The sequence below is a fragment of the Thermococcus profundus genome (assembly GCF_002214585.1).
Lineage (GTDB): Archaea > Methanobacteriota_B > Thermococci > Thermococcales > Thermococcaceae > Thermococcus > Thermococcus profundus.
Map to the genome: position 1 here is coordinate 1,316,847 of NZ_CP014862.1, position 24,911 is coordinate 1,341,757.

Annotated in this window: 27 protein-coding genes; 17 read left to right on the forward strand and 10 right to left on the reverse strand. The window is 53.4% G+C overall.

Translation table 11 applies throughout. From position 1 onward, the window contains the following. The first annotated feature begins 32 nt into the window (after positions 1 to 32). Positions 33 to 806, forward strand: coding sequence for a hypothetical protein (locus tag A3L09_RS07110; RefSeq protein ID WP_088858292.1), 774 nt, complete (start codon positions 33 to 35; stop codon positions 804 to 806). Here A3L09_RS07110 and A3L09_RS07115 read toward each other — a convergent pair. The 3 genes from A3L09_RS07115 to A3L09_RS07125 form a co-directional block, all read right to left on the reverse strand. Beyond that, entirely contained in the window at positions 796 to 2,676 is a 1,881-nt protein-coding gene (locus A3L09_RS07115) for a threonine--tRNA ligase (protein ID WP_088858293.1), read from the reverse strand. The two genes, A3L09_RS07110 and A3L09_RS07115, sit on opposite strands and share 11 nt — an antisense overlap. A gap of 76 nt (positions 2,677 to 2,752) precedes the next feature. After that, positions 2,753 to 3,853, reverse strand: coding sequence for a mechanosensitive ion channel family protein (locus A3L09_RS07120; protein ID WP_088858294.1), 1,101 nt, complete (start codon positions 3,851 to 3,853; stop codon positions 2,753 to 2,755). A 2-nt stretch (positions 3,854 to 3,855) separates the two neighbouring features. Then, complete coding sequence (locus A3L09_RS07125; protein WP_088858295.1) at positions 3,856 to 4,500, reverse strand: DUF432 domain-containing protein; 645 nt, start codon at positions 4,498 to 4,500, stop codon at positions 3,856 to 3,858. A gap of 90 nt (positions 4,501 to 4,590) precedes the next feature. Here A3L09_RS07125 and A3L09_RS07130 point away from each other — a divergent pair, with 90 nt between their 5' ends. From A3L09_RS07130 to A3L09_RS07150, 5 genes are all read left to right on the forward strand, one after another. Further along, positions 4,591 to 5,178, forward strand: a complete 588-nt coding sequence (locus tag A3L09_RS07130) for an exosome complex RNA-binding protein Csl4 (RefSeq protein WP_088858296.1) — start codon at positions 4,591 to 4,593, stop codon at positions 5,176 to 5,178. Further along, complete coding sequence (locus A3L09_RS07135) at positions 5,179 to 5,817, forward strand: DUF2067 family protein (RefSeq protein WP_088858297.1); 639 nt, start codon at positions 5,179 to 5,181, stop codon at positions 5,815 to 5,817. Further along, positions 5,807 to 6,094 (forward strand): DNA-directed RNA polymerase subunit L, encoded by a 288-nt coding sequence (locus tag A3L09_RS07140; RefSeq protein WP_088858298.1) that lies wholly within the window; start codon positions 5,807 to 5,809, stop codon positions 6,092 to 6,094. The genes A3L09_RS07135 and A3L09_RS07140 overlap by 11 nt, the downstream gene beginning before the upstream one ends. Positions 6,095 to 6,201: 107 nt before the next feature. Then, positions 6,202 to 7,539, forward strand: coding sequence for a hypothetical protein (locus tag A3L09_RS07145; RefSeq protein ID WP_157727214.1), 1,338 nt, complete (start codon positions 6,202 to 6,204; stop codon positions 7,537 to 7,539). A 2-nt stretch (positions 7,540 to 7,541) separates the two neighbouring features. Continuing rightward, complete coding sequence (locus A3L09_RS07150) at positions 7,542 to 7,928, forward strand: ribonuclease III family protein (RefSeq protein WP_088859020.1); 387 nt, start codon at positions 7,542 to 7,544, stop codon at positions 7,926 to 7,928. Positions 7,929 to 7,935: 7 nt separating this feature from the next. Here A3L09_RS07150 and A3L09_RS07155 read toward each other — a convergent pair whose 3' ends face one another. Together A3L09_RS07155 and A3L09_RS07160 are read right to left on the reverse strand one after the other, a co-directional pair. Next, entirely contained in the window at positions 7,936 to 8,505 is a 570-nt protein-coding gene (locus A3L09_RS07155; RefSeq protein WP_088858300.1) for an ASCH domain-containing protein, read from the reverse strand. Continuing rightward, a complete protein-coding gene (locus A3L09_RS07160; RefSeq protein WP_088858301.1) occupies positions 8,502 to 8,840 on the reverse strand; it encodes an ASCH domain-containing protein in 339 nt (112 codons plus the stop codon). The genes A3L09_RS07155 and A3L09_RS07160 overlap by 4 nt, the downstream gene beginning before the upstream one ends. 75 nt (positions 8,841 to 8,915) lie before the next feature. Here A3L09_RS07160 and A3L09_RS07165 point away from each other — a divergent pair, with 75 nt between their 5' ends. Both A3L09_RS07165 and A3L09_RS07170 read left to right on the forward strand, forming a co-directional pair. Further along, positions 8,916 to 9,107: a class III signal peptide-containing protein gene (locus A3L09_RS07165; RefSeq protein WP_232473497.1), complete on the forward strand. Its 192-nt coding sequence runs from the start codon at positions 8,916 to 8,918 to the stop codon at positions 9,105 to 9,107. Between the two features lie 22 nt (positions 9,108 to 9,129). After that, the gene (locus A3L09_RS07170; protein ID WP_088858302.1) at positions 9,130 to 10,356 is read left to right on the forward strand and encodes an A24 family peptidase C-terminal domain-containing protein; all 1,227 of its coding nucleotides are present in this window, start codon (positions 9,130 to 9,132) and stop codon (positions 10,354 to 10,356) included. Positions 10,357 to 10,434: 78 nt separating this feature from the next. Here the strand turns inward: A3L09_RS07170 and A3L09_RS07175 are convergent, their stop codons facing one another. Further along, positions 10,435 to 11,133, reverse strand: a complete 699-nt coding sequence (locus A3L09_RS07175; protein ID WP_088858303.1) for an acetate--CoA ligase family protein — start codon at positions 11,131 to 11,133, stop codon at positions 10,435 to 10,437. A 154-nt stretch (positions 11,134 to 11,287) separates the two neighbouring features. Here A3L09_RS07175 and A3L09_RS07180 point away from each other — a divergent pair, with 154 nt between their 5' ends. The 6 genes from A3L09_RS07180 to A3L09_RS10900 all read left to right on the forward strand — a co-directional run bounded on the left by A3L09_RS07180 (position 11,288) and on the right by A3L09_RS10900 (position 17,449). After that, on the forward strand, positions 11,288 to 12,607 hold the full coding sequence (locus tag A3L09_RS07180; protein WP_088858304.1) for a DUF4139 domain-containing protein: 1,320 nt from the start codon (positions 11,288 to 11,290) through the stop codon (positions 12,605 to 12,607). A 130-nt stretch (positions 12,608 to 12,737) separates the two neighbouring features. Beyond that, positions 12,738 to 13,970 (forward strand): translation initiation factor IF-2 subunit gamma, encoded by a 1,233-nt coding sequence (eif2g, locus tag A3L09_RS07185; protein WP_088858305.1) that lies wholly within the window; start codon positions 12,738 to 12,740, stop codon positions 13,968 to 13,970. Positions 13,971 to 14,002: 32 nt separating this feature from the next. Then, positions 14,003 to 14,425 (forward strand): PIN domain-containing protein, encoded by a 423-nt coding sequence (locus A3L09_RS07190; RefSeq protein WP_088858306.1) that lies wholly within the window; start codon positions 14,003 to 14,005, stop codon positions 14,423 to 14,425. 118 nt (positions 14,426 to 14,543) lie between these two features. After that, on the forward strand, positions 14,544 to 15,320 hold the full coding sequence (locus A3L09_RS07195; protein WP_088858307.1) for an HD domain-containing protein: 777 nt from the start codon (positions 14,544 to 14,546) through the stop codon (positions 15,318 to 15,320). Positions 15,321 to 15,352: 32 nt separating this feature from the next. Beyond that, the gene (locus A3L09_RS07200; protein ID WP_088858308.1) at positions 15,353 to 16,054 is read left to right on the forward strand and encodes a DUF434 domain-containing protein; all 702 of its coding nucleotides are present in this window, start codon (positions 15,353 to 15,355) and stop codon (positions 16,052 to 16,054) included. Between the two features lie 87 nt (positions 16,055 to 16,141). Beyond that, on the forward strand, positions 16,142 to 17,449 hold the full coding sequence (locus A3L09_RS10900; protein ID WP_157727215.1) for a hypothetical protein: 1,308 nt from the start codon (positions 16,142 to 16,144) through the stop codon (positions 17,447 to 17,449). 136 nt (positions 17,450 to 17,585) lie between these two features. Here A3L09_RS10900 and A3L09_RS10950 read toward each other — a convergent pair whose 3' ends face one another. Then, positions 17,586 to 17,750: a hypothetical protein gene (locus A3L09_RS10950; RefSeq protein ID WP_198362307.1), complete on the reverse strand. Its 165-nt coding sequence runs from the start codon at positions 17,748 to 17,750 to the stop codon at positions 17,586 to 17,588. 112 nt (positions 17,751 to 17,862) lie between these two features. On the opposite strand from A3L09_RS10950, the gene A3L09_RS07210 reads away from it, so the two are divergent. Both A3L09_RS07210 and A3L09_RS07215 read left to right on the forward strand, forming a co-directional pair. Further along, positions 17,863 to 18,651 carry a hypothetical protein gene (locus tag A3L09_RS07210; RefSeq protein WP_232473498.1) on the forward strand — a complete coding sequence of 263 codons (789 nt, stop codon included), beginning with the start codon at positions 17,863 to 17,865 and terminating at the stop codon, positions 18,649 to 18,651. 11 nt (positions 18,652 to 18,662) lie between these two features. Further along, the gene (locus A3L09_RS07215) at positions 18,663 to 20,576 is read left to right on the forward strand and encodes a hypothetical protein (RefSeq protein ID WP_088858310.1); all 1,914 of its coding nucleotides are present in this window, start codon (positions 18,663 to 18,665) and stop codon (positions 20,574 to 20,576) included. Here A3L09_RS07215 and A3L09_RS07220 read toward each other — a convergent pair. Genes A3L09_RS07220 through A3L09_RS07225 form a run of 3 tightly spaced genes read right to left on the reverse strand, consistent with a single transcriptional unit; the run spans position 20,567 to position 21,709 of the window. Then, the gene (locus A3L09_RS07220; protein WP_088858311.1) at positions 20,567 to 21,313 is read right to left on the reverse strand and encodes an endonuclease III domain-containing protein; all 747 of its coding nucleotides are present in this window, start codon (positions 21,311 to 21,313) and stop codon (positions 20,567 to 20,569) included. The genes A3L09_RS07215 and A3L09_RS07220 overlap by 10 nt on opposite strands. Next, entirely contained in the window at positions 21,282 to 21,404 is a 123-nt protein-coding gene (locus A3L09_RS11115) for a DUF6849 domain-containing protein (protein ID WP_335755358.1), read from the reverse strand. The genes A3L09_RS07220 and A3L09_RS11115 overlap by 32 nt, the downstream gene beginning before the upstream one ends. Beyond that, positions 21,353 to 21,709, reverse strand: a complete 357-nt coding sequence (locus A3L09_RS07225) for a hypothetical protein (protein ID WP_335755359.1) — start codon at positions 21,707 to 21,709, stop codon at positions 21,353 to 21,355. The genes A3L09_RS11115 and A3L09_RS07225 overlap by 52 nt, the downstream gene beginning before the upstream one ends. Before the next feature lie 109 nt (positions 21,710 to 21,818). On the opposite strand from A3L09_RS07225, the gene A3L09_RS11030 reads away from it, so the two are divergent. Beyond that, the gene (locus tag A3L09_RS11030; RefSeq protein WP_232473499.1) at positions 21,819 to 24,911 is read left to right on the forward strand and encodes a protein kinase domain-containing protein; all 3,093 of its coding nucleotides are present in this window, start codon (positions 21,819 to 21,821) and stop codon (positions 24,909 to 24,911) included.

Genomic DNA, 24,911 nt, shown 5'->3' on the forward strand with positions numbered 1-24,911 from the left:
GGAAAGGGCACCCTATATAACTTAGTGATAACATGGGCGGCCACGAATCCCTTAGGAGGCTCTTTGAGAGCATCCTTCCCGGAACGACCGTGGCGTTCATCTACGAGACGTACTCAACGAGCTGGGAGCTTCCCCTATTTATGGTGAGGGAGAAGATTGAAAACGGAAACGCGGCGGTTATAACGAGCTACACCAAGCCCGCGGGGCATCTCTTCAGGGATTTAAGACTAATGGGGCTGGACGTTCATAAGGCCATGGAAGACGACCTACTTTTCATAATAGACATTTTCGGCTCCCGCTACCGCCTCCGCGAGACGGCAAAGAACCTGTTTTATCTGGAAAACGTTGAACCCGAGACCCTCAACCCGAAGATATGGCGCATCTACACCGAGCACATCCTTCCCAGGATAGAGGACAGGGACCTTATCCGCCTTATTTATCCCCTCCACGGCGTCGTGCAGTTCGCAGGGGAAGAACCGACGACGAAGCTGATGAGTCAGGTCGTAGCAAGGTACGCATCTATAAACAACAGGAGTTCAATGGTAGTCACGCTCAACAAGGACACGGTTTCCCGGAGCTTCACCGCATGGACGGTCGAGCTCAGCGACTACGTCTTTCTCTCCAAGATATTCCTCGGAAAGGGAAACATCGAGGAGCACCTGTACTTTCTCAAGGCCCCCCTTCCAAACTTTAAACCCGAAGAGTTCATACTGAAGAAAACCGGAAAACCCGGAAGGGAGCGCTTCAAGATACAGAGGGTCCGTGAAGAAGAAGGAAAAAGAAACGGTGAGAGGCTCACCCTCTAAACTTCGGCCTCCTGCTGAGGAGCAACGGAAGGGGCCTCGGCCTGTAGGGGAAGCCTTCCGTCTGCTGCTTGATTTCTTTGATGAGGTCTTCGAGCTGCATCTCCACCTGCTTTCCGTCGCTCCTCCTCCTTACGGTTACGGTGTTCTGCTCCTTCTCGTTCCTTCCGACGACGATTATGTAGGGAATCCACTCCTTCTCTGCCTTCCTTATCTTCTTGTTGAGCCTGTCGCCGGTGTCATCGACGTCGGCCCTTATCTTCGCGCCTTCGAGCTTGCCCGCAACGTAGAGGGCGTAGTCCATAACCTCGTCGCTGACCGGGATAACCCTGACCTGTATCGGGCTGAGCCAGAGCGGGAACATCGGCTTGATGCCTTTTGCTTGGAGCTTTGCCTGCTTCTCGAGGATTGCGTACATAACCCTCTCGATTGCCCCGCTCGGCGAGCAGTGGAGTATGAGTGGGTACTGCTCCTTGCCCTCCTCGTCGTAGTAGGTTATTCCAAAGCGCTCCGCGTTCTCAACGTCGATCTGGACGGTGCTGAGCGCGGCGGCTTTGTCGAGGTTGTCGACGAAGTTGAACTCGAACTTGAGGATGAAGTAGAAGAACCTCTGCTTCCACATCTCGATGAGGACGGGCTTTCCTATGATCTTGGCCAGCTCGACTATGAAGTTCTTGTTCTCGTTCCAGAAGTCCTCGGTGAACCTTATCGCAACCTCGTAGTCATCCGGAGTAAGCCCAACGCCCCTGAGGACTTCCATGCTGAGCTTGTACTGCTTCTTGAACTCGTCCATGGCCTGTTTCAGATCGCGAGCAACGGTGTGCATATCGGGCATCGTGAAGGCCCTGAGCCTTCTCAAACCTGAAAGCTCGCCGCTCTTCTCGCGCCTGAAGGAGTAGCGGGTGAGCTCGTACATCCTGAGCGGGAGGTTGCGGTAGCTTATGGTGGCGTCCTTCTTTATGAGGAACTGGCCGAAGCAGGCCGCAAAGCGGAGGAAGAACTTCTTGTCGCCGCTCTTAACAACGTACTGCCTGGCGGGGAACCTGTTAAGGTACTTCTCAAGGGCTGGGTGCTCGAAGTCATACATGATAGGCGTCTCGACTTCCATCGCTCCGTACTCGATGACCTTCTCGGTGACGTACTGCTCGAGGAGGCCCTTGATGAGCCTGCCCTTTGGATAGTACCTGAGGTTCCCAGGATCGCTTCCGGGCTCGTAATCAACGAGCTCCTGCTCGAGCATGAACTTGACGTGCGGCGGCTCCCTATCGGCTACCCTGTTCTTGCTTATCTCGTAGTTGGCGAACTTCCTGAGGTTCTCGTGGCCGGTGAAGTCGAACTTGTCGACCTCTATCAGCTCGCCCTCCGGCGTGAGAATGTACCAGTAGCTCTTCAGCTCCTCCTCCTTTTCGAGGGCGATGTTGCGCTCCTCCTTGCTGACCGCTTCGCCGCTCGGCACTATCGTCCTGCTGAGCTCAGCGAGCGGGTGTCCCTTACAGCTGAGCTTGAAGGCCTTGTAGTATCCAAAGGGTGCGCGCTTGACTTCAAAACCTTCCTCCTTGAGCTTTTCTTCGATTTTCTGCAGAACCTTGAGCGCTATATCTGGCTTCGCCAGCTCGCTGCTGAGGTGCGCGAAGGGGTAGACGAATATCCTCTCGGCCTTGACCTGCGATGCCACATCCTTGATCTCCTTAACGGCCTTCTCAACTACTTCATCCGGGTTGCTCTCGTCGGCCTTTTCAACGCTCATGAAAACCGCGAGAACCTCCTCCAGCCTGCCCCTCTTCTGCTCGTCGCTTATCGGCTCCGGGTTCTTCAGGGCCTTGTCCCTGACCTCGTATTCGAGGTAGTCCGAGTGTATCAGAAGCATCCTCATCCTTAACCACCACCTTAACATGGAGGGAAATTACTAAAAGTTTTCCCTCCGGCTTATAAATCTGCTTGAGGGGGAATTAACTTTCGCGTTCCCCCTCGATCTTTATTCTCAACGGCTCGGCGAACCAGTTGACCCTCTGCGGGAACGGTATCTCTATACCCTCCCTGTCTAGAGCCTCCTTTATCCTCTGAAGGAGATGATACTTGGAGCGCAGGAGGTTCTGCCCTACCCAGAGAGTACTGGGAACCCACGCCCAGATCGTTATGTTCACGGAGCTGTCGGCGAGCTCGCTCACATAAACTCTGGGATCGGGCTCGGCTAAAACTATGGGTTCCTCATCGAGCACTTTCATGATGGCGTCTATTGCCCTCTGGGCATCCTCTTTGTAGGCTATTCCAACCGTTATCTCAGCCCTCCTCGCTGGGTATTTCTGGAGGTTTACGATCTCGCTGTTGAAGAGCTTCTCGTTTGGAATCCTGACGAGGGTTCCGTCCCAGCGCCTTATCCTCGTCGAGAGAATCCTTATGTCAGTAACTATTCCCTCGAAATCCCCTATCCTGACCGCATCCCCTATCTTGAGGGGCTTGTCGAAGTACATGAAAACGCCTGAGATGAAGTTCGCAATAACCGTCTGAGCCGAGAAACCGAGAACGATACCTGTTATGCCGGCCGCAGCTATAACCGTCGAGAGCCTGCCGCTGAGTCCGGCTATATCGAGGGCTATGAAAAAGGCTATAGTGACGACGGTGTAGTAGAAAAGCTTGGCCTTTATTTGAGTCTCCGGGAGTTTATCGGGTGGGGTGCGCATTACCATGTAGTCCCTTGACTTCTTTGCCAGGAGGTAGCTGAAGTAGAAGACGAGCAGAGCCGTAAGGAGCGTGCTTATCTCAACGCCGCCGACCTCGAAGGAAAGCCCAAGGGCCTTGACCGCGTAGACGAGGGCGACGAAGATCGTCATGTTGTAAAGGGTTCCGGCGGTGTCCTCGTTGAATATCCAGACATAGTTTGTTTCCCGCGATAGCTTGAGAATGTAGTACTTTAGAAACCGGGCGAATATGTACGCGGCAGCCATTATGGCCACTGCCTCGGCGATGCCCTTTGGGGTTATGTTGAGGAACAGCGATCTATCCCATGCGGACACTGCGGCCGTGGTGTTAGTTGCGTTCACCGGGTTCATCCTCACCACCTCATCAGAAAGTTGGGAAGCGCATCGCCCGGTCCCACAGGGATGAGGCCCTCTTTGGGGGCCTTCCCGGTGTTGTTGACCTCGGGAATGTGGTTTTTCAGCGTAACAACGGTCAGGGGATAGTACGCTCTCTCAGGGGAGTAGTACATTGTGGAGTTCCATATGGGCATTACGAGTTTTTCCAAGGTCTTCCATTCCGCGGACGGGTTTGAGATAACCACCCTGAGTACCCCAATCGAGTCGGGCTCATCAATCCCAAAGTTCCCCACGTGGTATCTCGCGATGGCCCCGGCCTCAATCGTGCCGTAGAGCGCGTACTTCTCCCTAGAAACGTGGAACCTGTCGATGGTAGTTCCACCAACCTTCACCTCGACTTCCATGGGAACATCGATGAACCCGGAGAGGGAATCCTTTGGGGGTATAACGATTGGCTCGCGAAGTTTTACCATGAGAAGCCTCACGCCGTAGCCAACTGCGGGTGCGGGAAGAACCTTGAGTTTTTCACCGTCTCTAGTTTTTATCAGCTTTTCAACGTTTTCCCTCCGGTACCTTACCAACCCGGGGGAGGCCTCAAGGAGATGAATTTTAGTGCTTCCGATTTTTATGAACTTGGTTCTAAGTTCGTGCTCACCGAACATGTTTCTAGATTGGCTTCCCTCGATTTAAGGTTATCGCGTGCTGGCAAAGACTTAAAAAATCCCCGCTGGAATTTTCACGGAGGTGGGAGAGTGGAAGCCAAAAAACCCGCTAAAGATGGGGACGTAGTTCTCCCGGGAGATTACCTGGGCGTAATAGAGGAGTACCTACCCGGGGAAGGGGTCAAGGAAGAGAACGGTGAGCTCATAGCCACCAGAGCCGGTAAAGTAAGGATCGATCCTGAGAGAATGGAGATCCACGTTGAACCCGTCACGGATGTACCGCCTCTTCCCAAAGTGGGGGACGTTGTGATAGCGCAGGTACTTGAGGTGAAGCCGCAGGCGGTCATCGTCCAGCTCCTCACCATAGAGGGAAGGAAGGACAGGGATATCGCGACATCGAAGCTGGCCGGAATCCATGTTTCCCAGGTAAAGAACGGCTTCGTCGAGGATCTGAGCAAGGAGTTTAAGGTGGGGGATATAGTCAGGGCCAAGGTGATTGCGAACGAGAAGAGCCCAATCCAGCTCACAACGAAGGCTCCGGATCTGGGCGTTGTCTACGCGTTCTGCTCCCGCTGCAGAACCCCACTCGTCAGAAGGGGCAACCAGCTCGTATGTCCCAAGTGCGGGAACGTGGAAACCCGGAAGCTCTCAACGCTCTACAGAAAGCTGGTGATCTGAATGGCGAGGGCAAAGCGGGTGATAACGATACACGTGAAGGACGACAGGGAAAAGGAGGAGTTCATGAGGGAGCTGGAGAGGCTGAACGTTCCGGCCTTCATCTACGTCCACGGAAAGCTCGACTCGCTCAAGATAAACGTCCAGGGAACCAAGGACGAGATCAAAGAGGCACTAGGAAAAATCCACGCAATACACAACAGGGTCAGGGCAAAGCTCTATCCGGACAGGAGGGGCATGTATCACTACTATCCGGATGATCTCTTCCGCGACGCAGGAACCAGCGTTTCCCTCCCAGTTCTTATGAAAAGCCTTGAACTCCTCGGGGAGAGTGCCGAGTTCGACGAGTCCAGAGGAGAGCTCATAACCTCCGCCCCCTGGGAGGAGATAGTGTCTCTGGTGAGAAAGCTGGGAGAGGCTTTGGCTGAGATATCCCTTCAGACAACGAGGCAGATAAGGGAGGTCATCTTGCCCGTCTCCGCGGCCTTTGGGCTCGATCCAGAGGAAGTCATCGACCTCCTCGTCGACCTCGGAGTGGCCGAGTGGAAGGAGGATAAGTTTAAATACGAACTCATAAAGAACAAGGAGCAGGCCCTTGAAGCAGTCCTGAATCATCTGAGGGGTGATAACGGTGAAGATTGAGGTCATCAAGAGGGAAGGGAACACCTTTGAGTTCTATCTTGAGGGGGAGGATCACACCTTCGCCAACCTGCTCGTTGAGACCCTCCACGAGGACGAGCACGTTAAGTTCGCGGCCTACGCTATAGACCACCCGGTTCTCATGGCGAGGAAGCCGCGCTTCAAGATCACGACCGACGGAAGCGAAAGCCCCGAAGAGGCCCTTGAGAAAGCCGCCCAGAAGATATTCGACAGGGCCAGGGCGGTTCTTGAAGCCTGGAAGGAAGTAACGGAAGGGTGACCCCTTCCTACCCACTACCATCCGAAATTCTTTTAAAGGATTATGGGTACTCCCACAGGGAGAGGTAAATGGGACAAGGCCATTTCATCAATGAAAACTTGAATCAGATGAGGAAAACCCTTTCGAAGAGACCTGTGCAGGTTCTCGCGGCTGTTCTCCTCATCGGCCTCTGGATCAGGCTTTACCTCGCCCCATACTCAAGTGGAAGCGACATACCACAGTTCTACGGCTTTGGCGGAACCATGCTCAGGCACCCCCTCGACTTCTACGCCTACGCCTCAGGGAACCAGTGGAAAACTGAAGGGTGGCCCTACAACTGGCCCTACGTTTACGGTCCTGTTCTGGCATATCTGCTGGCCTTTCTCAGGTTAATGGTTGGTAAAGGGGCCGTCAGGTTCTTCTGGGACTCAAACGGCTACCACGTCTTCGTCTCAAGGTCGTGGATCCTCGCGGTGAAATCGCTCTTCATCCTGGCCGACCTCAGCATAGCGGTTCTGCTCTACGCGATGATCAGGAAAAAATCCGAGTGGGGAGCCGTTATAGCTTCCGCCTTCTACATCCTCAACCCTATGGTCGTTTACGTCTCCTCGATCTACGGCATGTTCGACGGCCTGGCAGTTCTGCCATTCCTCCTAGGCATTTACTCCATCGAGCGGGGAAGGAAGAACCTCGGATACGGCCTCATCGGATTCAGCCTCGCTGTGAAGCACACCCTCCTCTTCCCGGCTTTGATAGTTCTGTGGGACGCGTTCCTGCCCCAGTGGAGGGATATTAAGTCCTGGGGTCGGGATTTTGCCTACTTCCTCTCCGGCCTTCTCCTGCCCTTCGTTCCATTCCTCCTGAAGCCCGGTTCCCTTATGGGGCTACACGATCTCCTCAAAGGAATGAAGCCAGACTACACCTACCCGGTAACGTACAACCTCAACGGCCTCGTCGCACTCCTAACTTTCATACACGACAAAACAGGGGTAAACACACTGTTCTACATGAAGCACTGGATCTACTTCGCGCTTCCCGCCCTAATCGTGGTGTTCTTTATCCACAGCGGGCTCAGGAACCTCAGGATCTCCACCGCCCTTGCCTACGCGGCTTTCGTTCTGACGTACTGGAGGGTGAACACCCAGTATATGCTCCCCCTCATAGCTCTCGTTGCTCTAGCCCTTCCGGAGCTGGACTGGCCGTCCAGGGCTGTTGCGTTCCTCACCACGATTCCGCCTACCATCTGGCCGATAGCATTCCCCACGAGCTTCTGGTTCCACGTTCACATCGAACACCCCAATTGGGAGATGGTAAAGTTAATAGACAGACACACCCTCATGATCTTCGACGTCGGGCCGTTCATAGTGCTCTCAATGGTCTTCACGATGCTACTCTTCGCCTGGCTGACTTGGATGCTATCCCTCGTCTTCGAACGCTGGAGGTGCCCCAGTTGGAGGTCGAATTGAAGGTGAGCTACCCCAGGGACTTCAGGGACAAGGGACTGGCCACGCTGGGGGATTCCCTTGCGAACTTTGTGTTCTCCCTTGCCCTGAGCGACTTCACCGGAAAACCGGCCGGCGGGAGGGTTCCCAACGCGGCCCTCGCGATAGCGATGGAGAGGGCGGGACTGAAACACGTGATACCGCCGAGAACCGACAAGCACGGAAAGGGGGACATAGCAGAGGCAATAATGGCCTACGCATGGCTCGAAGGGGTGCTCACCATTGAAGAGGCCGTCAGAATCCTGAAGGAAAACTTCGATGAAGACGTCCTTCATCCCTACCGGAACAAAGAAGCTATCGGAAAGGCCTTTGGGGAACTTCTAAAGCTGATAAAAGAGAGGCTGGCCCTTTAAAATCCCTTCAAACCTTTGGGCCCATGATGCCCTTTGCCTTAAGCGCCTCATAAGCCCTTCTCAGGGCGTCCCTGATGAGGTACCTCTTGTTCAGCCCGCCGAGTCTGTAGGCGGCTTTTCTCAGACTCCCCGCTTTAAGGAAGAGCTCTATGAGCTTTCTGTCCTCCTCGGGAAGGTCGAGGTACTTCAGGGCATTCTCCGCTATCTCCAGGGGCAGGTTTCCCTCGTAGGCGTAGTCGGAGCTGGTGACGGGCTTCTCAAACTTCTCAATCAATCTGAAAACTACAACGTGGGCGGGGGAGTCGTCGTTCACGTACTTGTAATGACTTTTCAGGGCATTCACGAGCTCTTCCCTTCCGGAGAAACCATCGAGGAAAGCGTCTTCGTCAGTAAGCTCCGCAACAGTTTTGCTCTCCACCCTCTCGATGACCGCTTTTCCTATGGCGTAGCCGCCGGAGTGTATCAGAACCTCGTCCCCGGGCTTGAGGTTCGGCTTTCTCCCGAGCCTCACGGTAGCCCTCTTCTTCCCCCTCAGTATCGCCTCCGCGTACCTCCCATCGAACTCAAGGTGCTTCATTTCCCACCACCGAGGAGCTTGAACCGTATCGCTATCACGCCATACCTGTTCTCCTTCCATTTGGGGTATATCCCGTGGAAGCGCTTTACCGCGCTCTCAAAGCTCGGCTCGTCTGGGAAGATCTTCTTTATGGGCTCCTCACGCAAAACCTGGCGGAAGGTTTCGTACTTCTTCACCCCCGTTACCACGGCTGGAACTTCGTCGTTGAAGATTATCCTGTCACCCTCTTTGATATTCCTCAGGGCGGGGTAGGCCACGCGAACCTCTATCCTCTTCTCCCCCGATTTTATGAAGTCTAGGTATTCCTCACGAACCCTGAGTCTGTAAACCCTCATTTTCACACCCGTCCATCTCATCTCAGGGAAACTTTTAAATCTAATCGAGCCGAATTTACACTGGAGCTGATAGAGATGCCTGGAGTAAAAAAAATGCCAGGGGTGAGGAGGGGACAGAGCGCCCTGGAATACCTCTTCATGCTAGCCGCTGCGCTGGTGCTCGTGGCGGTCGCGATCAAGGTCGTCCTCGACGCTACAAAGGATCTCCAGCAGAACATAGGCGACTACACAAGCAACGTCAGGAAGGAGATAATGGAAAACCTCTGAAGAACCATCGGGGAGTGGTAGCGTGGAACCCTACTTCTGGATTATCCTGATCGTTGGATCGATTGCGGGGATTATAACATCCTACACGGATCTCAAAACCGGCTTCATATTTGACAACCACGTTTTCCCACTTCTGGCGCTTATAGAGAAGGCCAAAGGAATGGAGGATGAAGACGAGACCGGACTTCCGGAGTGGCTGGTTAAAATCCCCGTGCCCGCTGTGGAGGCTGGAATACTCCTCTACCTATACCTCGGCCTCCGCAATGGGGATTACGTGCTGGCGATTTCAGGAGTTATAGGCTTGATCATGGGATTCATCCTCGGAATAGTCCTCTACTACGCCGGAGCCTGGGCTTCCGGTGATGTTCTCGTCCTGGCGGCTTTCTCAGCCCTCCTTCCATACCCCCTCAGCTATGCGAAGGTGGTTGCACCCTACGAATCCAGCTACCCCCTCTATCCCCTGGCGATACTCTTCAACAGCATCCTGGCCATCTTCCCGTTCCTGATATTCTACGCCCTCGGGATTTTGATAGTCAGGAGGAAAATGAAGAGACTCAAGGAGGTTTTCTCGGAAAAGATCGTCCTCACCGTTGAAGTCTCGCTCTGGATCATGGGGGGAATAGCCCTGGTGGTTCTTCTTAACAGGACTGCAGGAATAACCCTTCACCCCGCTGTTGGATACCTCCTAACGCTGGCCGTTATATTCGTCCTTGGGAAATGGAAGCGCGTTGGGGATGTAATCGGAGCGGCATCCCTGGGATACCTCGTCTATCTGGCGGGAGAGAGTGCCGTGTACAGTTTTGTCAAGCTAATGGTTGTGCTCTACACCTTCAAGGTGTTCTTCTCAATCGTGAAAGTCCTAAGGGAGGAGGCCTTCATAGAGGAGGTTCCTGTGGAGGAGCTTGAGGAATGGGACATACTCGGTGAGACTATATACATCGACAACGGCGAGGTCGTGAGGGACAGAACGGGCTTCTTTGAAGCCCTGAAAAAGGCCCTCCTCTCAGGAAACATGGAAGCGCTTTCCTCCAGGGCAAGGGGAGAAGTGATAGCGTCCCCAACGGCCGAGGGTCTCTCGAAAGAGCAGATAGAGAGGTTAAAGGCCCTGGTCGCTGAGGGCAAGCTGGAAAACCGCTTTTTAAGGAAGAAATCAATGCCCTTCGCCCCCAGCATATTCCTAGGCTTCCTGATAGCCCTCCTGTGGGGCGATATATTCTGGTGGCTCGTTCTGAAAACAGCCGGTCTCTGAGGCCGATTTTCTCAAAATTTGAGTTTTAAGAGAAAGTTTGAGGGAAGCAGAAAGGGAAATCGATAAAGAAGGGAAGCTTCAGAGAAGCATTCTAGCATCAACGGCAACGGCCGAGTCCTCGTAGGCGAAGATCGGGTTGATGTCGAGCTCCTTGATCTCCGGAAGCTCAAGGGCGAGCTCGCCGACCTTGGTGATGATGTCAGCGAGGGCCTCGATGTCGACCGGCTTCTCACCGCGCGCTCCGGCCAGAATCGGGTAGGCCTTGATCTCCTTTATCATGTCGAGGGCTTCGTCCTTGCTTATCGGAGCAACGCGGAAGCTGACGTCCTTGAGTATCTCGACGAAGATGCCACCGAGACCGAACATGATGGCCGGGCCGAACTGCGGGTCGCGTATCATACCGACGATGACCTCCTTTCCGAGCGGGAGCATCCTGTAGATTATGACGCCCCAGAGGTCAGCGTCCGGCTTGTAGTTCTTGGCGTTCTCCATTATGGTCCTGAAGGCTTCCCTCGCCTCCTCGTCGCTCTTGATGTTGACCTTAACTCCACCTGCGTCGCTCTTGTGGATGATCTGCGGGGAAACGATCTTCATGACGACCGGGTAGCCGATCTCCTTGGCGAACTGAACGGCCTCTTCCTCGTTGGTGGCGACCTTAAATTCCGGAACCGGAACGCCGTAGAGCTTGAGTATCTCCTTGGCCTCCGGCTCAACGAGCGGCCTGTTTTCGGCCTTGGCCTTCTCAATTATTTCCTTAGCCTTTGCGATCCTGTCCATATCAATCACCTCGTAAGCCTGACAGTTGTGAATGCTCGGGGCCCGTTAAAAGGGTTTCCATTTGCCAACCCACAGAAAGGCAACACTTCAACCATGGTTGAAGCTATGGTGGGGGTATAAGTAGTTTCCCGCCGTAGTAACTCTGGTGATAACCATGCGAAGGCTATGGAAGCTGGCCGCGGGAGCGGTCGTGATCATAATATTGATGGTGGCCCTCTCTGGAACCGAGAGAACGAGGGCAGCAAAGGCCGACACAACAGTGGCCCTCTACGATTCGGCTAACCTGGGGGTCGTCAGCAGGGTTCTGAACCTCAGCCTTGAGAAGGGAATGAACAAGATACCGCTCGAGGAGCTGGCGGGACTAAACGTTGAGGAGATAACGGTGAGGCCGTTGAATTCAAGCGTCCAGTTCCTTGGACTCTACAGCGCCGAGTCGAGTGAGAACATCTACGACTCCAACGTCGGGAGTGACGTTGAAGTTAAGACGTCAAACGGGGACGTTATAAGCGGGAAGTTCCTCGGCCTTAAGGACGGAAAGCTGATAATCCAGGGGACCGACGGCCTCTACGCCGTTAACCCAGGGGAGCTGGTCTATTTCAAGGCATCGCGCATAGAGAAGAAAGGAGGCGTCTACGCCAGCTTCCTAGCGGAGAAGGAGGGCAAGTACCCCGTTGAGATAACCTACCGCGTCTCGGGGATGAGCTGGGGAACGAGGTACAAGCTCTACCTAGGTGACAACACGGCGAAGCTCGTTGGGTACATCGTTATGAAGAACCCCACCTCGAGGGAATACGAAAACGCGAAGGTGGTTCTGGTCTCTGGCGACGTTCACTTCTACAGGGATGTCTCGCCGAGGTACGTTTACGAGGTCGCGGCCAAAGAGAGCGCTGGAGAAGCTAACATCCAAGAACCGGTGAAGCTCGAACCCTTCTACACCTACCCCCTCGGTGCAGTTGACATAAAGCCCGCGAGCACTATGATGATCCCCTACATATCTACCGAGCTCAGCGTTAAGAGGGAGTACCTCTACGAGAGCTGGAACTACAACAGAGAGGGAGACGTCTACGAGTCAATATCCTTCAAGACGGACAAAGTTCTTCCAGCTGGAGTTGTTGAGATATACCGCGAGAGCGGTGAGGGAACAGTGCTCATCGGGGAAAGCCACATAGAGCACACGCCCAAGGGAGATACCGTTAGGATAGGTATTGGAAAGGAGTACGACCTCAAGGGCACGACAAAAGTACTGAACTACGAGCACAGTGACCGCTGGGCCAAATACAAGATCCAGATAACCGTGGAAAACTTCGGGGACGAGGACAAGACGGTCATCGTCAGGCACTACAAGTACCGGGGAAAGGTCCTGAGCTCAACGATTAAGCCAAGCGACGATACAAGCCAGTACGTAGAGTTCGTCCTGAACGTTCCAGCCGGGGAGTCCCGGAGCGTTACCTTCGAGTACGAAGTGAACTGGTGAACCGCAGGCTGGTTTTCATTTCCTTTTTTCTCCCTCTTCTGGTAAACCACGCCCCGCCGTGGAGTACGGTCTGGAGAAAAAGATAACCTTAATAAACGACCCCGCTTTCTATGGTTAAGGGTGAGAGGAAATGGCAAAGAAGAAGGAGTTTAAGCAGGCTGAGGTTAACATAGGGATGGTCGGTCACGTTGATCATGGTAAAACAACACTCACAAAGGCCCTGACCGGAATCTGGACTGACACCCACAGCGAAGAGCTGAGGAGGGGCATCACAATAAAGATAGGCTTCGCCGATGCTGAGATAAGGAAGTGCCCGAACTGCGGCAGGTATTCGAGCTCTCCAGTCTGTCCCTACTGCGGCCACGAGACCGAGTTCGAGAGGCGCGTTTCTTTCATAGACGCACCCGGCCACGAGGCACTTATGACGACGATGCTCGCAGGCGCTTCTCTCATGGACGGTGCAGTTCTCGTTATAGCCGCCAACGAGGGAATAATGCCCCAGACCCGGGAGCACCTCATGGCCCTCCAGATCGTAGGCAACAAGAACATAGTCATAGCCCTCAACAAGATCGAGCTCGTTGACAGGGAGAAGGTTATGGAGCGCTACAATGAAATCAAGGAGTTCGTGAAGGGGACCGTGGCCGAGAACGCCCCGATAATACCGATTTCTGCCCTTCACGGGGCGAATGTTGACGTTCTTCTGGCGGCCATAGAGGAGTTCATACCCACCCCAAAGCACGACCTAAACAAGCCACCCAAGATGCTCGTTCTGAGGAGCTTCGACGTCAACAAGCCCGGAACCACGCCCGAGAAGCTCATTGGAGGCGTCATCGGAGGCTCGATAATCCAGGGCAAGCTCAAGGTTGGCGATGAGATCGAGATAAGGCCCGGTGTTCCATACGAAGACCACGGGAGGATACGCTACGAGCCGATAACGACTGAGATAACCTCCCTCCAGGCCGGTGGAAGGTTCGTTGAAGAGGCCTACCCCGGTGGTCTCGTGGGTGTCGGAACCAAGCTCGACCCGTTCCTAACCAAGGGCGACTTGATGGCGGGAAACGTCGTCGGAAAGCCCGGAAAGCTCCCGCCGGTGTGGGACGATCTCAGGCTCGAGGTTCACCTGCTCGAGAGGGTGGTAGGAACCGAGGAAGAGCTGAAGGTAGAGCCGATAAAGAGACGCGAGGTGCTCCTCCTCAACGTCGGTACAGCGAGGACGATGGGTCTAGTTACAGGCCTCGGAAAGGACGAGGTCGAGCTCAAGCTCCAGATCCCTGTCTGTGCCGAGCCGGGGGATAGGGTCGCCATAAGCAGACAGGTCGGGAGCAGGTGGAGACTCATCGGCTACGGCTTCATAAAGGAGTGATTTCTTCCCTATTTTCAATTCTGGTGGTTTTTATGGGCGAAAGGCGGAGAAGAGAGTGGCTGGTTGTCCCAGACACGAACTTTCTCCTTGTCCCGGGCCAGTTTGGCGTTGACATAATCGGCGAGCTTCAAAGGGTTCTGGACGTTAAGTTCAGGGTGATCGTTCCAAACGTTGTCCTCGACGAGCTGAGCGTCATAGAAAGAAAATCCCGCGGTAGGGATCTGATGGCAGTGAGGATGGCGAAGAAGCTTGCCGAGAGGTTCGATGTTGTAGAAGTCGGCCGCTTCGGCGAGAGACCGATAGACGATCAGATATTTGATTTCGCGGTGGAAAACGAGCGGGTTATAGTCTGCACGAACGACAAGGGACTTAAGAGAAGGCTCCGCGAGAGGGGCGTTCCAGTTGTGTACCTCCGCTCGAAGAAGATACTTGAGCTTGAGGGGATGCTTGAATGAGCTGAGTTTTTGGATTTCAGTGCCTACTCAGCCCACTTGGCAGCTCATTTTATTCACCGTTCCGTTCAAAACCCTTAAAACCCGATCTTCTCCAGCCTGGAGAATAGGGGGTGAGAAAATGTACACGGAAGAGAACCTCCTGAATGAAATCCGCGAGCTTATGAACGATGACGAGCTCTTCAAGATGTACGAGAGGGCTTTCAGGGAGTACCAATACTACTTCGACACCACTAACTACATCGTGCTCAACGTCTACGGCTTCAACGACCACGGGCCGGTTCACGTTCTCCTGACGACGAGGAGGGCCCTTGAGCTTCTGAGGATAATCAGGAAGTTCGGCATCCAGACGACCGCTGAAAAGCTCGGAAAACCATTCCGCTGGAGCAAGTTCATCGTTGCCTTCGGCGCGCTCTTCCACGACATCGGCAACATGATACACAGGAGCCCCCACTACCAGTTCAGCGTCTTCCTGGCGGAGCCAATAATAGAGAAGCTTGTCAGCGAGTTTGAAAAGAGGGATCCCCTCCTCCTCAAGGCTCTAACCCTCAACGCCATCTACACCCACGACGAGCACGTGCCGTGCACGACCATTGAAGGCTCGCTGGTGACGATAGCGGACGGCTGTGACATGGAAGCTGGAAGGAGCCGGCTCATATATAAGAAGGACAAGGTGGACATCCACGCAGTCTCGGCCCTCGCCATAGAGAGGGTCGAGATAAAGGAAGGGAACGAGGAAGAGCCGATACTCATTGAAATCTGGATGAAGCACCCTGCCGGAATCTTCCAGGTTGACGAGATACTGACGAAGAAGGTCAAGAGTTCGCTCCTCAGCGGAAGGGTTAGGCTCAGAATACACACCGGTGCCGACGGGGAGATATTCGAGAAGATCGTCTAAAGGCTTTTAATCCTTCCACCCTATTCTTTTTCATGTCCCTCCTTGACGCTTATCGCGATTTAAAATATCTCCTCAACAGAGGCTACCCCAAGAAGAGCGCCCTGAAGTTCGTTGGGGATCACTACCGACTCCCTCTGAGGGGAAGGTACCTCCTGGCGAGGTGCGTCTTCCCTGACGCATGGATCGATGAGGTACGGAGGAAGCTCCTGAAGCCTGAGGAGCTCGCCGGGAAACCGCTGGCCATAGACGGCTTCAACGTCCTCATAACCCTGGAATCCCTCAGAGATGGGGAGGCGATACTCTGCGAAGACGGCCTGGTGAGGGACTTGAAGTATCAGGGAAAGTACCGACTGAATGAAAGAACCTCCGAAGTCATCGAAATGACTGTCGAGGCACTCTTCCGACTGAAAGTCTCTGAAGCGATCTTCCTCTACGGCAAGAACATCCCGAAGAGCGGTGAAATAAGGAAAACAACAGAAGAGATCCTCCAGAGATTTGGGGTGTCTGGTGAAGTTAGATTAGCTAGAAACCCGGATTTCGAGCTCAAATCCTTTGAAAACGTTGCAACCGCCGACACAGCCATAATTGATGCAGTTAAAGGGGTTTTCGACCTGGCCGCCTACGCTGGGAGGGAGTTCCGGCCCACAACCCTTGGTGAATTCTTCCGGAAAGAATCAGAATTTACCGACTTCTCACCGATTAGACGGTTTTCGAAAAACTACAATCCATTTTGAAGTTTTGGGAAATCTTTAATAGGACGGAGTACGTATTATACCAGAGAGAAGCCCCTTTAGTTCTTTTGGGGTTGAGGAGGGATAGATATGAGGAAAATTTCATTGCTGATTCTTCTCTTTCTGATTTCAGGGTTAGTCATCACGAGCGGCTGTATGAGCGGTTCCGGCGGCCCTTCCACCACGAGTTCGCACGAAAGCAGTACATCATATACAACCACGACTGAAGGCTCATCGGCCTATTCCACCACTTCAAGAACAACGACCTACTCAACCACAGCTCATACGACAGCTCCCACGACCACTACTTCATCCACAGTGACCACCTCAACCAGTTCCTCTGGGACCACAATACCCATAACGGAAAGCTCAGAAAGTTCCACCACAACGACGACTTCAAGCGGCTCAACCGTTACAACCTCAACGATCACTCACTCCTCCACAACGACTACATCTTCATCGACTACGACCACAACTACAACGACATCAACAACCACGACCACCGCAACGCCCGCAGAGGAGGCCCGCTGGAACAACCCCTGGAGCTACGCTCCCGTCACCTTGGATGGGGAAACCTACTGGATAACCTACTACAAGTACCACTGCAAGGTACAGCCCAACCAGAGCGCCCCGGTTTACGAGTACGAGGTCGAAAAGTGGCTCGGCAAGGAAAACGTCCGCGTGTACGGAACGGACATGACGGGGAATAAGGTCGACGTTGGGGAGCATGAGGTCTACGCCTACAAGACCAAAATAACCCCGATAAACGCGAAATCAATAACAGAGCCCGTAACGATAACCGTGTGGTCAACGATCCTGCTCAATGACACGTTTATCTACCCCTGGAACATCCTGTGGTTGTCCTCCATGTCCCCGTACGGAGGCAACAGTACTTTCGTGGGGTTTAGAATCGAATACAGAGGGGCCGAGGCCCTGGTAACAAACCCGTCTGCATTCCAGCGGGGGCTGTTCCCATACTTATCCGACGAGTCCCACGTGCTAAGCCAGATAAGCGACGACCTCGGCAACGTCTACCTCGGCTGGGTGGCCACAATAAGCATGGGCTTCTGGTACGAATGGAGCACTCTCAACCTCCTACAGCCCCACAGCGGTGTTTGGGATGATATGCGGGGCCACACTATAACTTGGAGCACCTCCCCAGACGGAACGGCCGAGTACGGGGGACACGAGTTCCTTCTCATCGACTACAGCTGGAGCTATGCCGGAGCCTCTGAAAACGTCTCCCTGAGCGGGAGCGGTAAGTTCTCCCCCTACCTGCCACTCCTGGTCCAGGGAGAGGGCCACTACTCCTACAAGGACGAGAAGTCCGGAAAAACAACCGTTATCTACGCATACATCAAGCTTGAGGATATAAAGCTGGAGAGGGAGAGTGGATGAGGCGCTTTCTTTTTGTTCTAGCCCTCTCACTGATCCTCGTTTCAAGTGCCTGCATATCCCAAAATCAGACAGCTTCCTCAAAGATAACTACAAGTGAGAGCTCATCCTCCAAATCTTCGACGACTTCTATTCCCCATCAGGAGACAACGACCACCCCTCCCACTACTACAACCCCTGAAACCGCCCCCGCAACCTCCGAAACTACCGCCTCATCCAGCACAACGACTGCCACACCCCAAAAACCCGAAACTTGGAACATGACGCTCGTCTGGAACGTCTCCACAGTGGGGGTCCCATTCATGGATTTGAACCCCGAAGGTAGTCTTGGGGCCGCAATAGATTGGAACAACGGTATTATTTACCTTGTGAAACCAAGCGGAGAGAGCACGGCTTTCAAGATCTGGGAAGGGGAGATGGTCCAGCCAACGATCTCCGGAGTGGCGATCAAAGATGGTGTCGCCTACGTTTTGGCCAAATACGAGGAGTTCGTCGGGGTCAGGAAGTACTCCTGGGATGGAAAGGTCGGGGAGGAGAGACACGGCTGGGATGGGAGCATGCCAGACCAGATAGTCCGCTCCCCGAGCGGAAACCACCTCTGCTACCTTGTAACGCCGGACGCTGGGAAACAGGAGCTCTACTGCGACGGGGTTAAGATCTCGCTTAAGGGAGATGAGTACGTCCTAACGGGGGTTTCAGATACGGGCGTGGTGGTGCTCACGAGGGGAGACAGCGCACTGATCTTCAAGGAGGGCTCGAGGATTTTGGGCCTCAACACGAGCAACGTCATAGCTTATGGGGACAAACTCATAGCTAGCGAGGGGAATTATCTCAAGATCTACGACCTCAACGGAACATTACTTGCCGAAAAGGAGGGCTATCCCTTCAAGATGAGGACTCTCATTCCAACTGGAAAGTACATCTTCAGAAACGAACCCCTTGAAGACACCTCGGTTCTCACGTGGAACCTTACGGAGGTGAGAACCCTTCCCGGCTTTCCGGAGTTCGCCAACGAGAAATTCGTTGTGATGCGGAAGGACGACTTCCTCATTTGCTACTCTCTAATGGACTTCCACGAGGTCTTCAAAATTAATGCTCCTGGCAGTTCAGTAAAGCTCAGCGACGATGGAAAGGTCATGCTCGTCTCAGATGAATACGGGAAGTACTGGCTGTATAAGGCCAATCTTCCCAAGGGAGAAAGTTAGGAGGTTTTGGAATGAAAAGAAGAAAGATTTTGCCCGGTCTTCTGCTGGTGGCCATTCTCCTCCTGGGGGTGGTTGCCAGCGGCTGTATGGGTGGCGGTGGTGGAGGAAGCAACACTTCCTCCAGTGCTTCGGAAAGTGAATCGAGCTCCCAGAGCTCCTCCTACGGCGGAGGAACTTCCACCCAAAGCTCCCCCCATGGTGGGGGCACATCGACTCAGAGTCAGAGCCATTCGACCACAACGAGCGCCTCCCGTCCAGAGTACTGGAGTCCCTGGAACTCCACGGTGAAGGTCGCTCTCAACGGGAAGGAGTACTGGGTAACCTACGTCAAGTACAGGGTGAGCGTGAGCGGGAGCGAAGGAAGTGGGACGTACGAAATAGAGAAGTCTAGAGGCTACAACAACATCCACCTCTACGCAACCGGTTCGAACGGGGGAAAGAAAGACCTCGGAGAGGTTCAGGTCTTCGAGTACTGGGGCAGGATAACCCCCATCCAGGATCCGGAGCTTCAGTATCCAGTAGAGTACAGGATTTGGGTGAAGGACTTCAGCCCCGAGACGGATCAGTACTTCCTCGCCCCGATGCCTAACTTCGCGGCCCTTATTCAGGGCTCAACCGTTGGCATCGAGGTTAAGTACGGCGACTCCCACTACCTCTGGACGAACCCGGCTTCTCTCGGCCACTACTCGGAGATGCCCTATACCGAGGGCGATTCAGAGGTCATGAACACCCTCGCCGGAGTCCCCATTTACGCCTACTGGATGTCGATGGTCATGGTACCGCTCTGGGGAGATATCTCAGAGAGGGATCTGAGAACCGGCGGAAGCTACAACGAGGGCTTCATGGGGATCGGCTACAGCTACCGCATAACCCCCGACGGCACCGTTCACATCGGCGGCTACTCCTTCTGGACTGCTGATGTGGAGTGGAGCTGGAGCGCCGGAACAGTCAAGGGCAACGGCTCAGCAAAGATATCCCCGGAACTCCCTGTTCCTGTGAAGATAGCAGGATCCTTCGCTGGCTATTCCGAAGGTGCCAGCGGCCAGATATCCGCGAGTCTAGAACTTGAGGACATAAAGCTCTCAGAAAGCTTTGGTCAGGTTGAGGAGCCAGAATCAACCTGGACGCCGACGCACACGGAAACTACAACCACAACAACCATCACAACAACCACGACCACCCAGACGCAGACCCAGCCTGAGAACTGGAAGAGAGCCTGGGACGCCTCGGAGCCGATAGCCATCGGCGACACTGCATACGTGATCAAAGGCGTGAGCTACGACATAACGTACAAGACGGCTGGAGAAGAAGTCCACTACACGATGGAGCGCGGCTACAACGAAACCGACGGGAGCTACGTTGCCTACGCGGTGGTTAGAATGGACGACGGCTCAACCTACACCTTCAAGGTCTACACCAACAACATAGGAGAGTACACCGGCTGGGTTCTCTGGGTTCCCTCCGTTTTCGAGCTGATTGAAAGCGGCTCCAGCTTTGAAAAGTACACCGTGCAGGGGCCGAGCTGTTCCTACACCTACGACGCGAGCGGAAACATGAACGGTGATATGAACTGCGGCGCAGTGATAACCCAGAACCCCCTCGATCAGATATGGGATGTTTACAACGGCTTCTCAGGCGGCATCTACGGCGACGTCGTTGACGTGAGCGACCTCTCATCGAACGGGAACGGCTACACAGTTTCCTCTGACGGAACCGTCAGCTTCTCGGGAATGGACTTCAACCTCTACAACGTCACCTGGAGCGGGAGCTTCATGAGCGCGCTCCCGGCCAACGGCTACACCCTCATCGCCAAGGAGCTTCCATTCCCGATCGAGATAGTGGCCTCGATAAGCGGCATGGGCGGAGGCTCACTCTACCTCCACGTGAAGATAACCGACATAAAAATGGAAGAGGCTCAGGACTGAGCGGTTTTCTTTTTCTTCCCGCTCCCCTTTATGTCTTCGTCCTTTACGAGCCCCTTCGCGTAGGGGCAGAGCTCTTTCAGGGGGCATTCTTCGCACTTCGGGTTTATCGGCCTGCAGATGCTCCTCCCGTGGTCGACCATCGCGTGGTTGACGTAGATCCACTTCTCCTTTGGAATCAGCTCCGTGAGGTATTCCTCGACCTTTTCAGGGGCAACGCGCGGAGGAGCCAGGCCCAACCTTTTGCTTATCCTGTTAACGTGGGTGTCAACGGGGATCGCCTGCCTTCCGAAGCCGTAGGCCAGAACTATGTTCGCACACTTCCTCCCGATCCCCGGAAGCTTCATGAGCTCATGAACCTCATCAGGCACCTTCCCATCGTATTTCTCAAGGATTAGCTGAGAGGCCTTTACTATCCACTCGCCCTTCGTCTTCCAGAGACCGACCCCCTGCTTTCTCAAAAATTCCTGCATATCCTCGACGGGAGTGCTGGCTATCGTCTTGATGTCCTTGTATCTCCTGAAAAGCTCCTCCCAGACGCGATAGGTAACCTCATCCCTCATCCTCTGGGAGATTATGCAGTGGACGAGCGTTCGATAGGGGTCGCCGATGAGGAGCTTCTCCCTCGGATGGGTTTTCATCAGGATTTCGACTATCTTCTCGGCCCTCTTTCTCTTCTCCTCCCAGCTTTCCTCGAAGGTGAAGCCCTCAAGGCTCAATGATTGTGACTTTGCTCCCATGGAGTACCACCACCTTATCTTCTGCTACCCTAACTTCCTTCAGTTCATCGAACTCCCTGCTATAAATCTTTTGCCCGTCCCAGTTGTAGATTCGAACCCCATCCCCCACGACAATGACAAGGCCCTTCGAGAAGGGAGCACTTCTCTGACTTTTTCATCGAATTCAAGGGTTATCTCTTTCACCTCGCTCCTCGTTATCTCGATCCTTGTGTTCTTCGAAACCTTCATCGGATTTGGGTCTGCAAGGACGACCTTGAATGCTAGGGACTTTCCAAGGAGGTCTATCTCAACTGTCTCATCAGTCTTCACTTCCCTCCCAGTTAGTTTTGAACGGATGATCTCCTCAAAGCCGGACGGGAGTTCAACGTCGAAGAGGGGCTTGAGGACGAGGCGCATGGTTCTCACTTATAGGGATAATGAGCAGAGCGATAATAAGGGTTTCCGAACCGAAACCGCTAAATATTCCGGCGTCTTACTTTCTCCAGTTTAATCGGGGGCGCGGGCGATGAGCTACTGGGCGAAGACGTATGGTGAAGGAGAAGCGCATGGGGTGGCTGTGGATAAGAACGGAGATATTATCATAGTCGGACAAACTAAAGATGAGAATGCTTTTGTTGCCCGACTTAACAAGGGAGGGGACGTTAAGTGGTTCAAGATTTATGGTGGAAGCAAGCAGGACAGCTTCAACGACGTGAAGATAGCCCCAAACGGAGACATTATTGTCGCTGGATACACTAAAAGCTTTGGTGTTGGTATCTGGAATGCATGGGTTCTGAAGCTCGATAAAAACGGAAATGTGAAATGGCAGAAAACATACGGAGGAAAGAGCTGGGATGGGGCTCTGGCGGTTGGCATTGCTCCAAACGGGGACATTATTGTGGCAGGTTATACTTACAGCTTCGGCGCAAGTAGTGTTGACTTGAGTAAGAATGGACATGATCTACTAAAGAAATTCGCTCATGGGGGAGATTTTTGGGTTTTGAGGCTTGATGAGAATGGGAACGTTAAGTGGCAGAAGACTTACGGAGGAAGCGATTATGATGGGGCTCACTCAGTTGCCATTGCTAACAATGGGGACATTATTGTAGCTGGAGGAACTTCAAGCTTTAGCGCTAGTAAGGTAGATGTTTGGGTTCTGAGGCTTGACAGCAAGGGGAACGTTAAATGGCAAAAAACTTACGGGGGAAGCGATTATGATAGTGCCTCCGCGGTTGCCATCACTGATGACGGGGGTATCATAGTAGCAGGCCACACCGAGAGCTTCGGCGCTGGCGGTAAAGATGTTTGGGTTTTGAGGCTTGATGAGAATGGGAACGTTAAGTGGCAGAAAACTTACGGAGGAACAAAGGACGACGAGGCCAACGCAGTCGCCATAGCATCCAACGGTGACATTATCGTAGCTGGAGGAACTTGGAGCTTCGGCACCGACAAGGAGAACGCTTGGATTTTGAGGCTTGATGAGAATGGGAACGTTAAGTGGCAGAAGACTTGCGGAGGAAGCGATGAGGATGATGCTCACGCGGTTGCTATCACCCCAAACGGGAACATTATCGTAGCCGGATGGACTGGCAGCTTCGGCGGTGTCTGGGTTCTTCGTCTCCCTCCAGATGGAAACCTTCCTGATTGTGACTTCTGCGGAGATTCCCATGCACAGGTAACGGACACCAACGCAGAGGTAAGAGACACAAACTGCGAGGTTCTCAGTGGCATCCGAAAGTACCAAGTCGAAGTCGGGCTAATACGGAAAAAGAAGAAGTGGCGCATTGAAAAAGCCACTCCTACAGTCAAAGGTTCACACGCCCGGATAAAAACCCTCCAAATAAAGCCAGAAACTCAGTACTATCATCCCCTCCAAGAAGATGCTATAGAACCATCTACGTCTAAGGCCAAAAACATTAAACTTAACAAAACAGTCCACGTTGCTTCATTCCCCAAGGTATCTGTGGAGCTCAGAAGTATTCCGTATGTTTACGTGGAGGGCCTAAATTACCCGATAAAACTAACTGGACCAGGAGGAAAAACACTTAAAGATCGGACACTATACGATATGGAGTTCAAAGAAAAAATTGGGCAGGCCGTTCTTAAGTTAATAAACAATGACACCTTCAGAGAGCTTATCGAACGTCTTGTTAATAAATACGGTGAGATAACCGAACTGGACATCAACTTTGCACCGTCAAACTTGAAGTTCAACGGATTCTCCGCGCTGTTAAAACAACCCTTCGGCCAAGTTTATAAATGGAACGTTAACCTGAAGCTGGGGAGTATCATCCTCCGGCCGAAGAAAGGAAACCAGGTTCTTTACCGGGAACCCCTCACACCCAACGAAATCCAAGAACTCAAAAACGCCTCACGTGAGCTAATGGAGCTAATGGACATCGCCAAAAACAGTGAAACCACAACTACAAAAATAACACCCCAACCAACTCATCAAAAATCAGCAATTCCACAAAACTCAGCAACGTCCATAACACCGGCCACCCCAGTAACTCCCTCTTCTGTCTCTTCCTATGTAAGCGTTACATCCTTCCCGGCTGAACTCCTCCAGTTCTACGAGCCCCTCGAAGAGCTTGGCAAAGGAGGCTTCGCCAAGGTTTACAAAGCAAGGAGGAAGAGGGACGGCGAGATAGTTGCGCTCAAAATCCCCCTCAGCCTCGACGCGGCAACTGGCAAGTCCTTCCTGAGGGAGATTGAGAACTGGACTAAACTGAAGCACCCGAACATCGTCAGGGTTTACGACTACAACATCCTCCCGGTTCCATTCTTTGAGATGGAATACTGCGAAGGCTCACTCGCACAGCTTCCCAAACCGCTCCCCCCGCGCGACGCCGCGCTCTTAATCTTCAACATCGCCGAAGGTCTGGAGTACGCGCACTCCAAAGGTATAATCCACCGCGACCTTAAGCCTTCAAACATCCTCCTCAAGGGGGGAATTCCAAAGGTTTCGGACTGGGGATTGAGCAAGGTAATCGGAGAGTCCCGCTCCACCACGACCACAAGCTTTACAGCCCTCTACGCCGCCCCAGAACAGTTCAGCAAGTCACGCTTTGGCCCCACCGATCAGAGGACTGACATCTGGCAGCTGGGGATTATATTCTACGAGCTGGTAACGGGTAGGCTTCCCTTCGACAGTGAGGACCCCTTCGAATTGATGTCCATGATTATGATGGAAGATCCGGTCCCTCCCTCAGAGGTTAATCCAGAAGCGAAAGAGGTAGAGCCAGTAATCCTGAGAATGCTTGCTAAGCACAAGGAGGAGCGGTACGAGGACGTGGGAGAGCTTCAGATGGATTTGGCTGGTTATCTTGGCATAGAGTTCCGGCGGGAGTTGAGGAAGAGTAGGACGATGGGTGATAAGAGGCTGATCATTTACTATCTCAGCAACCTCCTCCTTATGAGCGTCAAGACTGGCAACTTGACCGGGGCCTACAAGTACTCGGAGGATTTTGCCAAGTTCATTGGTGGAAAGCTCGGCAATGAGTTTTCCTCGCTGGCGGAGCAGTTTAAACTTCGCCTTGAGGAGAGACTGGATATTCCCGTTGAATTGCTCGAAAAGACAGAGATACTCGTCCACAGGGTCATGGTGGACTACAAATAG

Coding starts and splice junctions, on each gene's coding strand:
- A3L09_RS07110 (WP_088858292.1), top strand. CDS start 33: ATGGGCGGCCACGAATCCCTTAGGAGGCTCTTTGAGAGCATCCTTCCC.
- A3L09_RS07115 (WP_088858293.1), bottom strand. CDS start 2,676: ATGAGGATGCTTCTGATACACTCGGACTACCTCGAATACGAGGTCAGG.
- A3L09_RS07120 (WP_088858294.1), bottom strand. CDS start 3,853: ATGAACCCGGTGAACGCAACTAACACCACGGCCGCAGTGTCCGCATGG.
- A3L09_RS07125 (WP_088858295.1), bottom strand. CDS start 4,500: ATGTTCGGTGAGCACGAACTTAGAACCAAGTTCATAAAAATCGGAAGC.
- A3L09_RS07135 (WP_088858297.1), top strand. CDS start 5,179: ATGGCGAGGGCAAAGCGGGTGATAACGATACACGTGAAGGACGACAGG.
- A3L09_RS07145 (WP_157727214.1), top strand. CDS start 6,202: ATGAGGAAAACCCTTTCGAAGAGACCTGTGCAGGTTCTCGCGGCTGTT.
- A3L09_RS07155 (WP_088858300.1), bottom strand. CDS start 8,505: ATGAAGCACCTTGAGTTCGATGGGAGGTACGCGGAGGCGATACTGAGG.
- A3L09_RS07160 (WP_088858301.1), bottom strand. CDS start 8,840: ATGAGGGTTTACAGACTCAGGGTTCGTGAGGAATACCTAGACTTCATA.
- A3L09_RS07165 (WP_232473497.1), top strand. CDS start 8,916: ATGCCTGGAGTAAAAAAAATGCCAGGGGTGAGGAGGGGACAGAGCGCC.
- A3L09_RS07175 (WP_088858303.1), bottom strand. CDS start 11,133: ATGGACAGGATCGCAAAGGCTAAGGAAATAATTGAGAAGGCCAAGGCC.
- A3L09_RS07180 (WP_088858304.1), top strand. CDS start 11,288: ATGCGAAGGCTATGGAAGCTGGCCGCGGGAGCGGTCGTGATCATAATA.
- eif2g (WP_088858305.1), top strand. CDS start 12,738: ATGGCAAAGAAGAAGGAGTTTAAGCAGGCTGAGGTTAACATAGGGATG.
- A3L09_RS07190 (WP_088858306.1), top strand. CDS start 14,003: ATGGGCGAAAGGCGGAGAAGAGAGTGGCTGGTTGTCCCAGACACGAAC.
- A3L09_RS07195 (WP_088858307.1), top strand. CDS start 14,544: ATGTACACGGAAGAGAACCTCCTGAATGAAATCCGCGAGCTTATGAAC.
- A3L09_RS07200 (WP_088858308.1), top strand. CDS start 15,353: ATGTCCCTCCTTGACGCTTATCGCGATTTAAAATATCTCCTCAACAGA.
- A3L09_RS10900 (WP_157727215.1), top strand. CDS start 16,142: ATGAGGAAAATTTCATTGCTGATTCTTCTCTTTCTGATTTCAGGGTTA.
- A3L09_RS10950 (WP_198362307.1), bottom strand. CDS start 17,750: ATGAATGGGACCCCCACTGTGGAGACGTTCCAGACGAGCGTCATGTTC.
- A3L09_RS07210 (WP_232473498.1), top strand. CDS start 17,863: ATGGTCCAGCCAACGATCTCCGGAGTGGCGATCAAAGATGGTGTCGCC.
- A3L09_RS07215 (WP_088858310.1), top strand. CDS start 18,663: ATGAAAAGAAGAAAGATTTTGCCCGGTCTTCTGCTGGTGGCCATTCTC.
- A3L09_RS07220 (WP_088858311.1), bottom strand. CDS start 21,313: ATGGGAGCAAAGTCACAATCATTGAGCCTTGAGGGCTTCACCTTCGAG.
- A3L09_RS07225 (WP_335755359.1), bottom strand. CDS start 21,709: ATGCGCCTCGTCCTCAAGCCCCTCTTCGACGTTGAACTCCCGTCCGGC.
- A3L09_RS11030 (WP_232473499.1), top strand. CDS start 21,819: ATGAGCTACTGGGCGAAGACGTATGGTGAAGGAGAAGCGCATGGGGTG.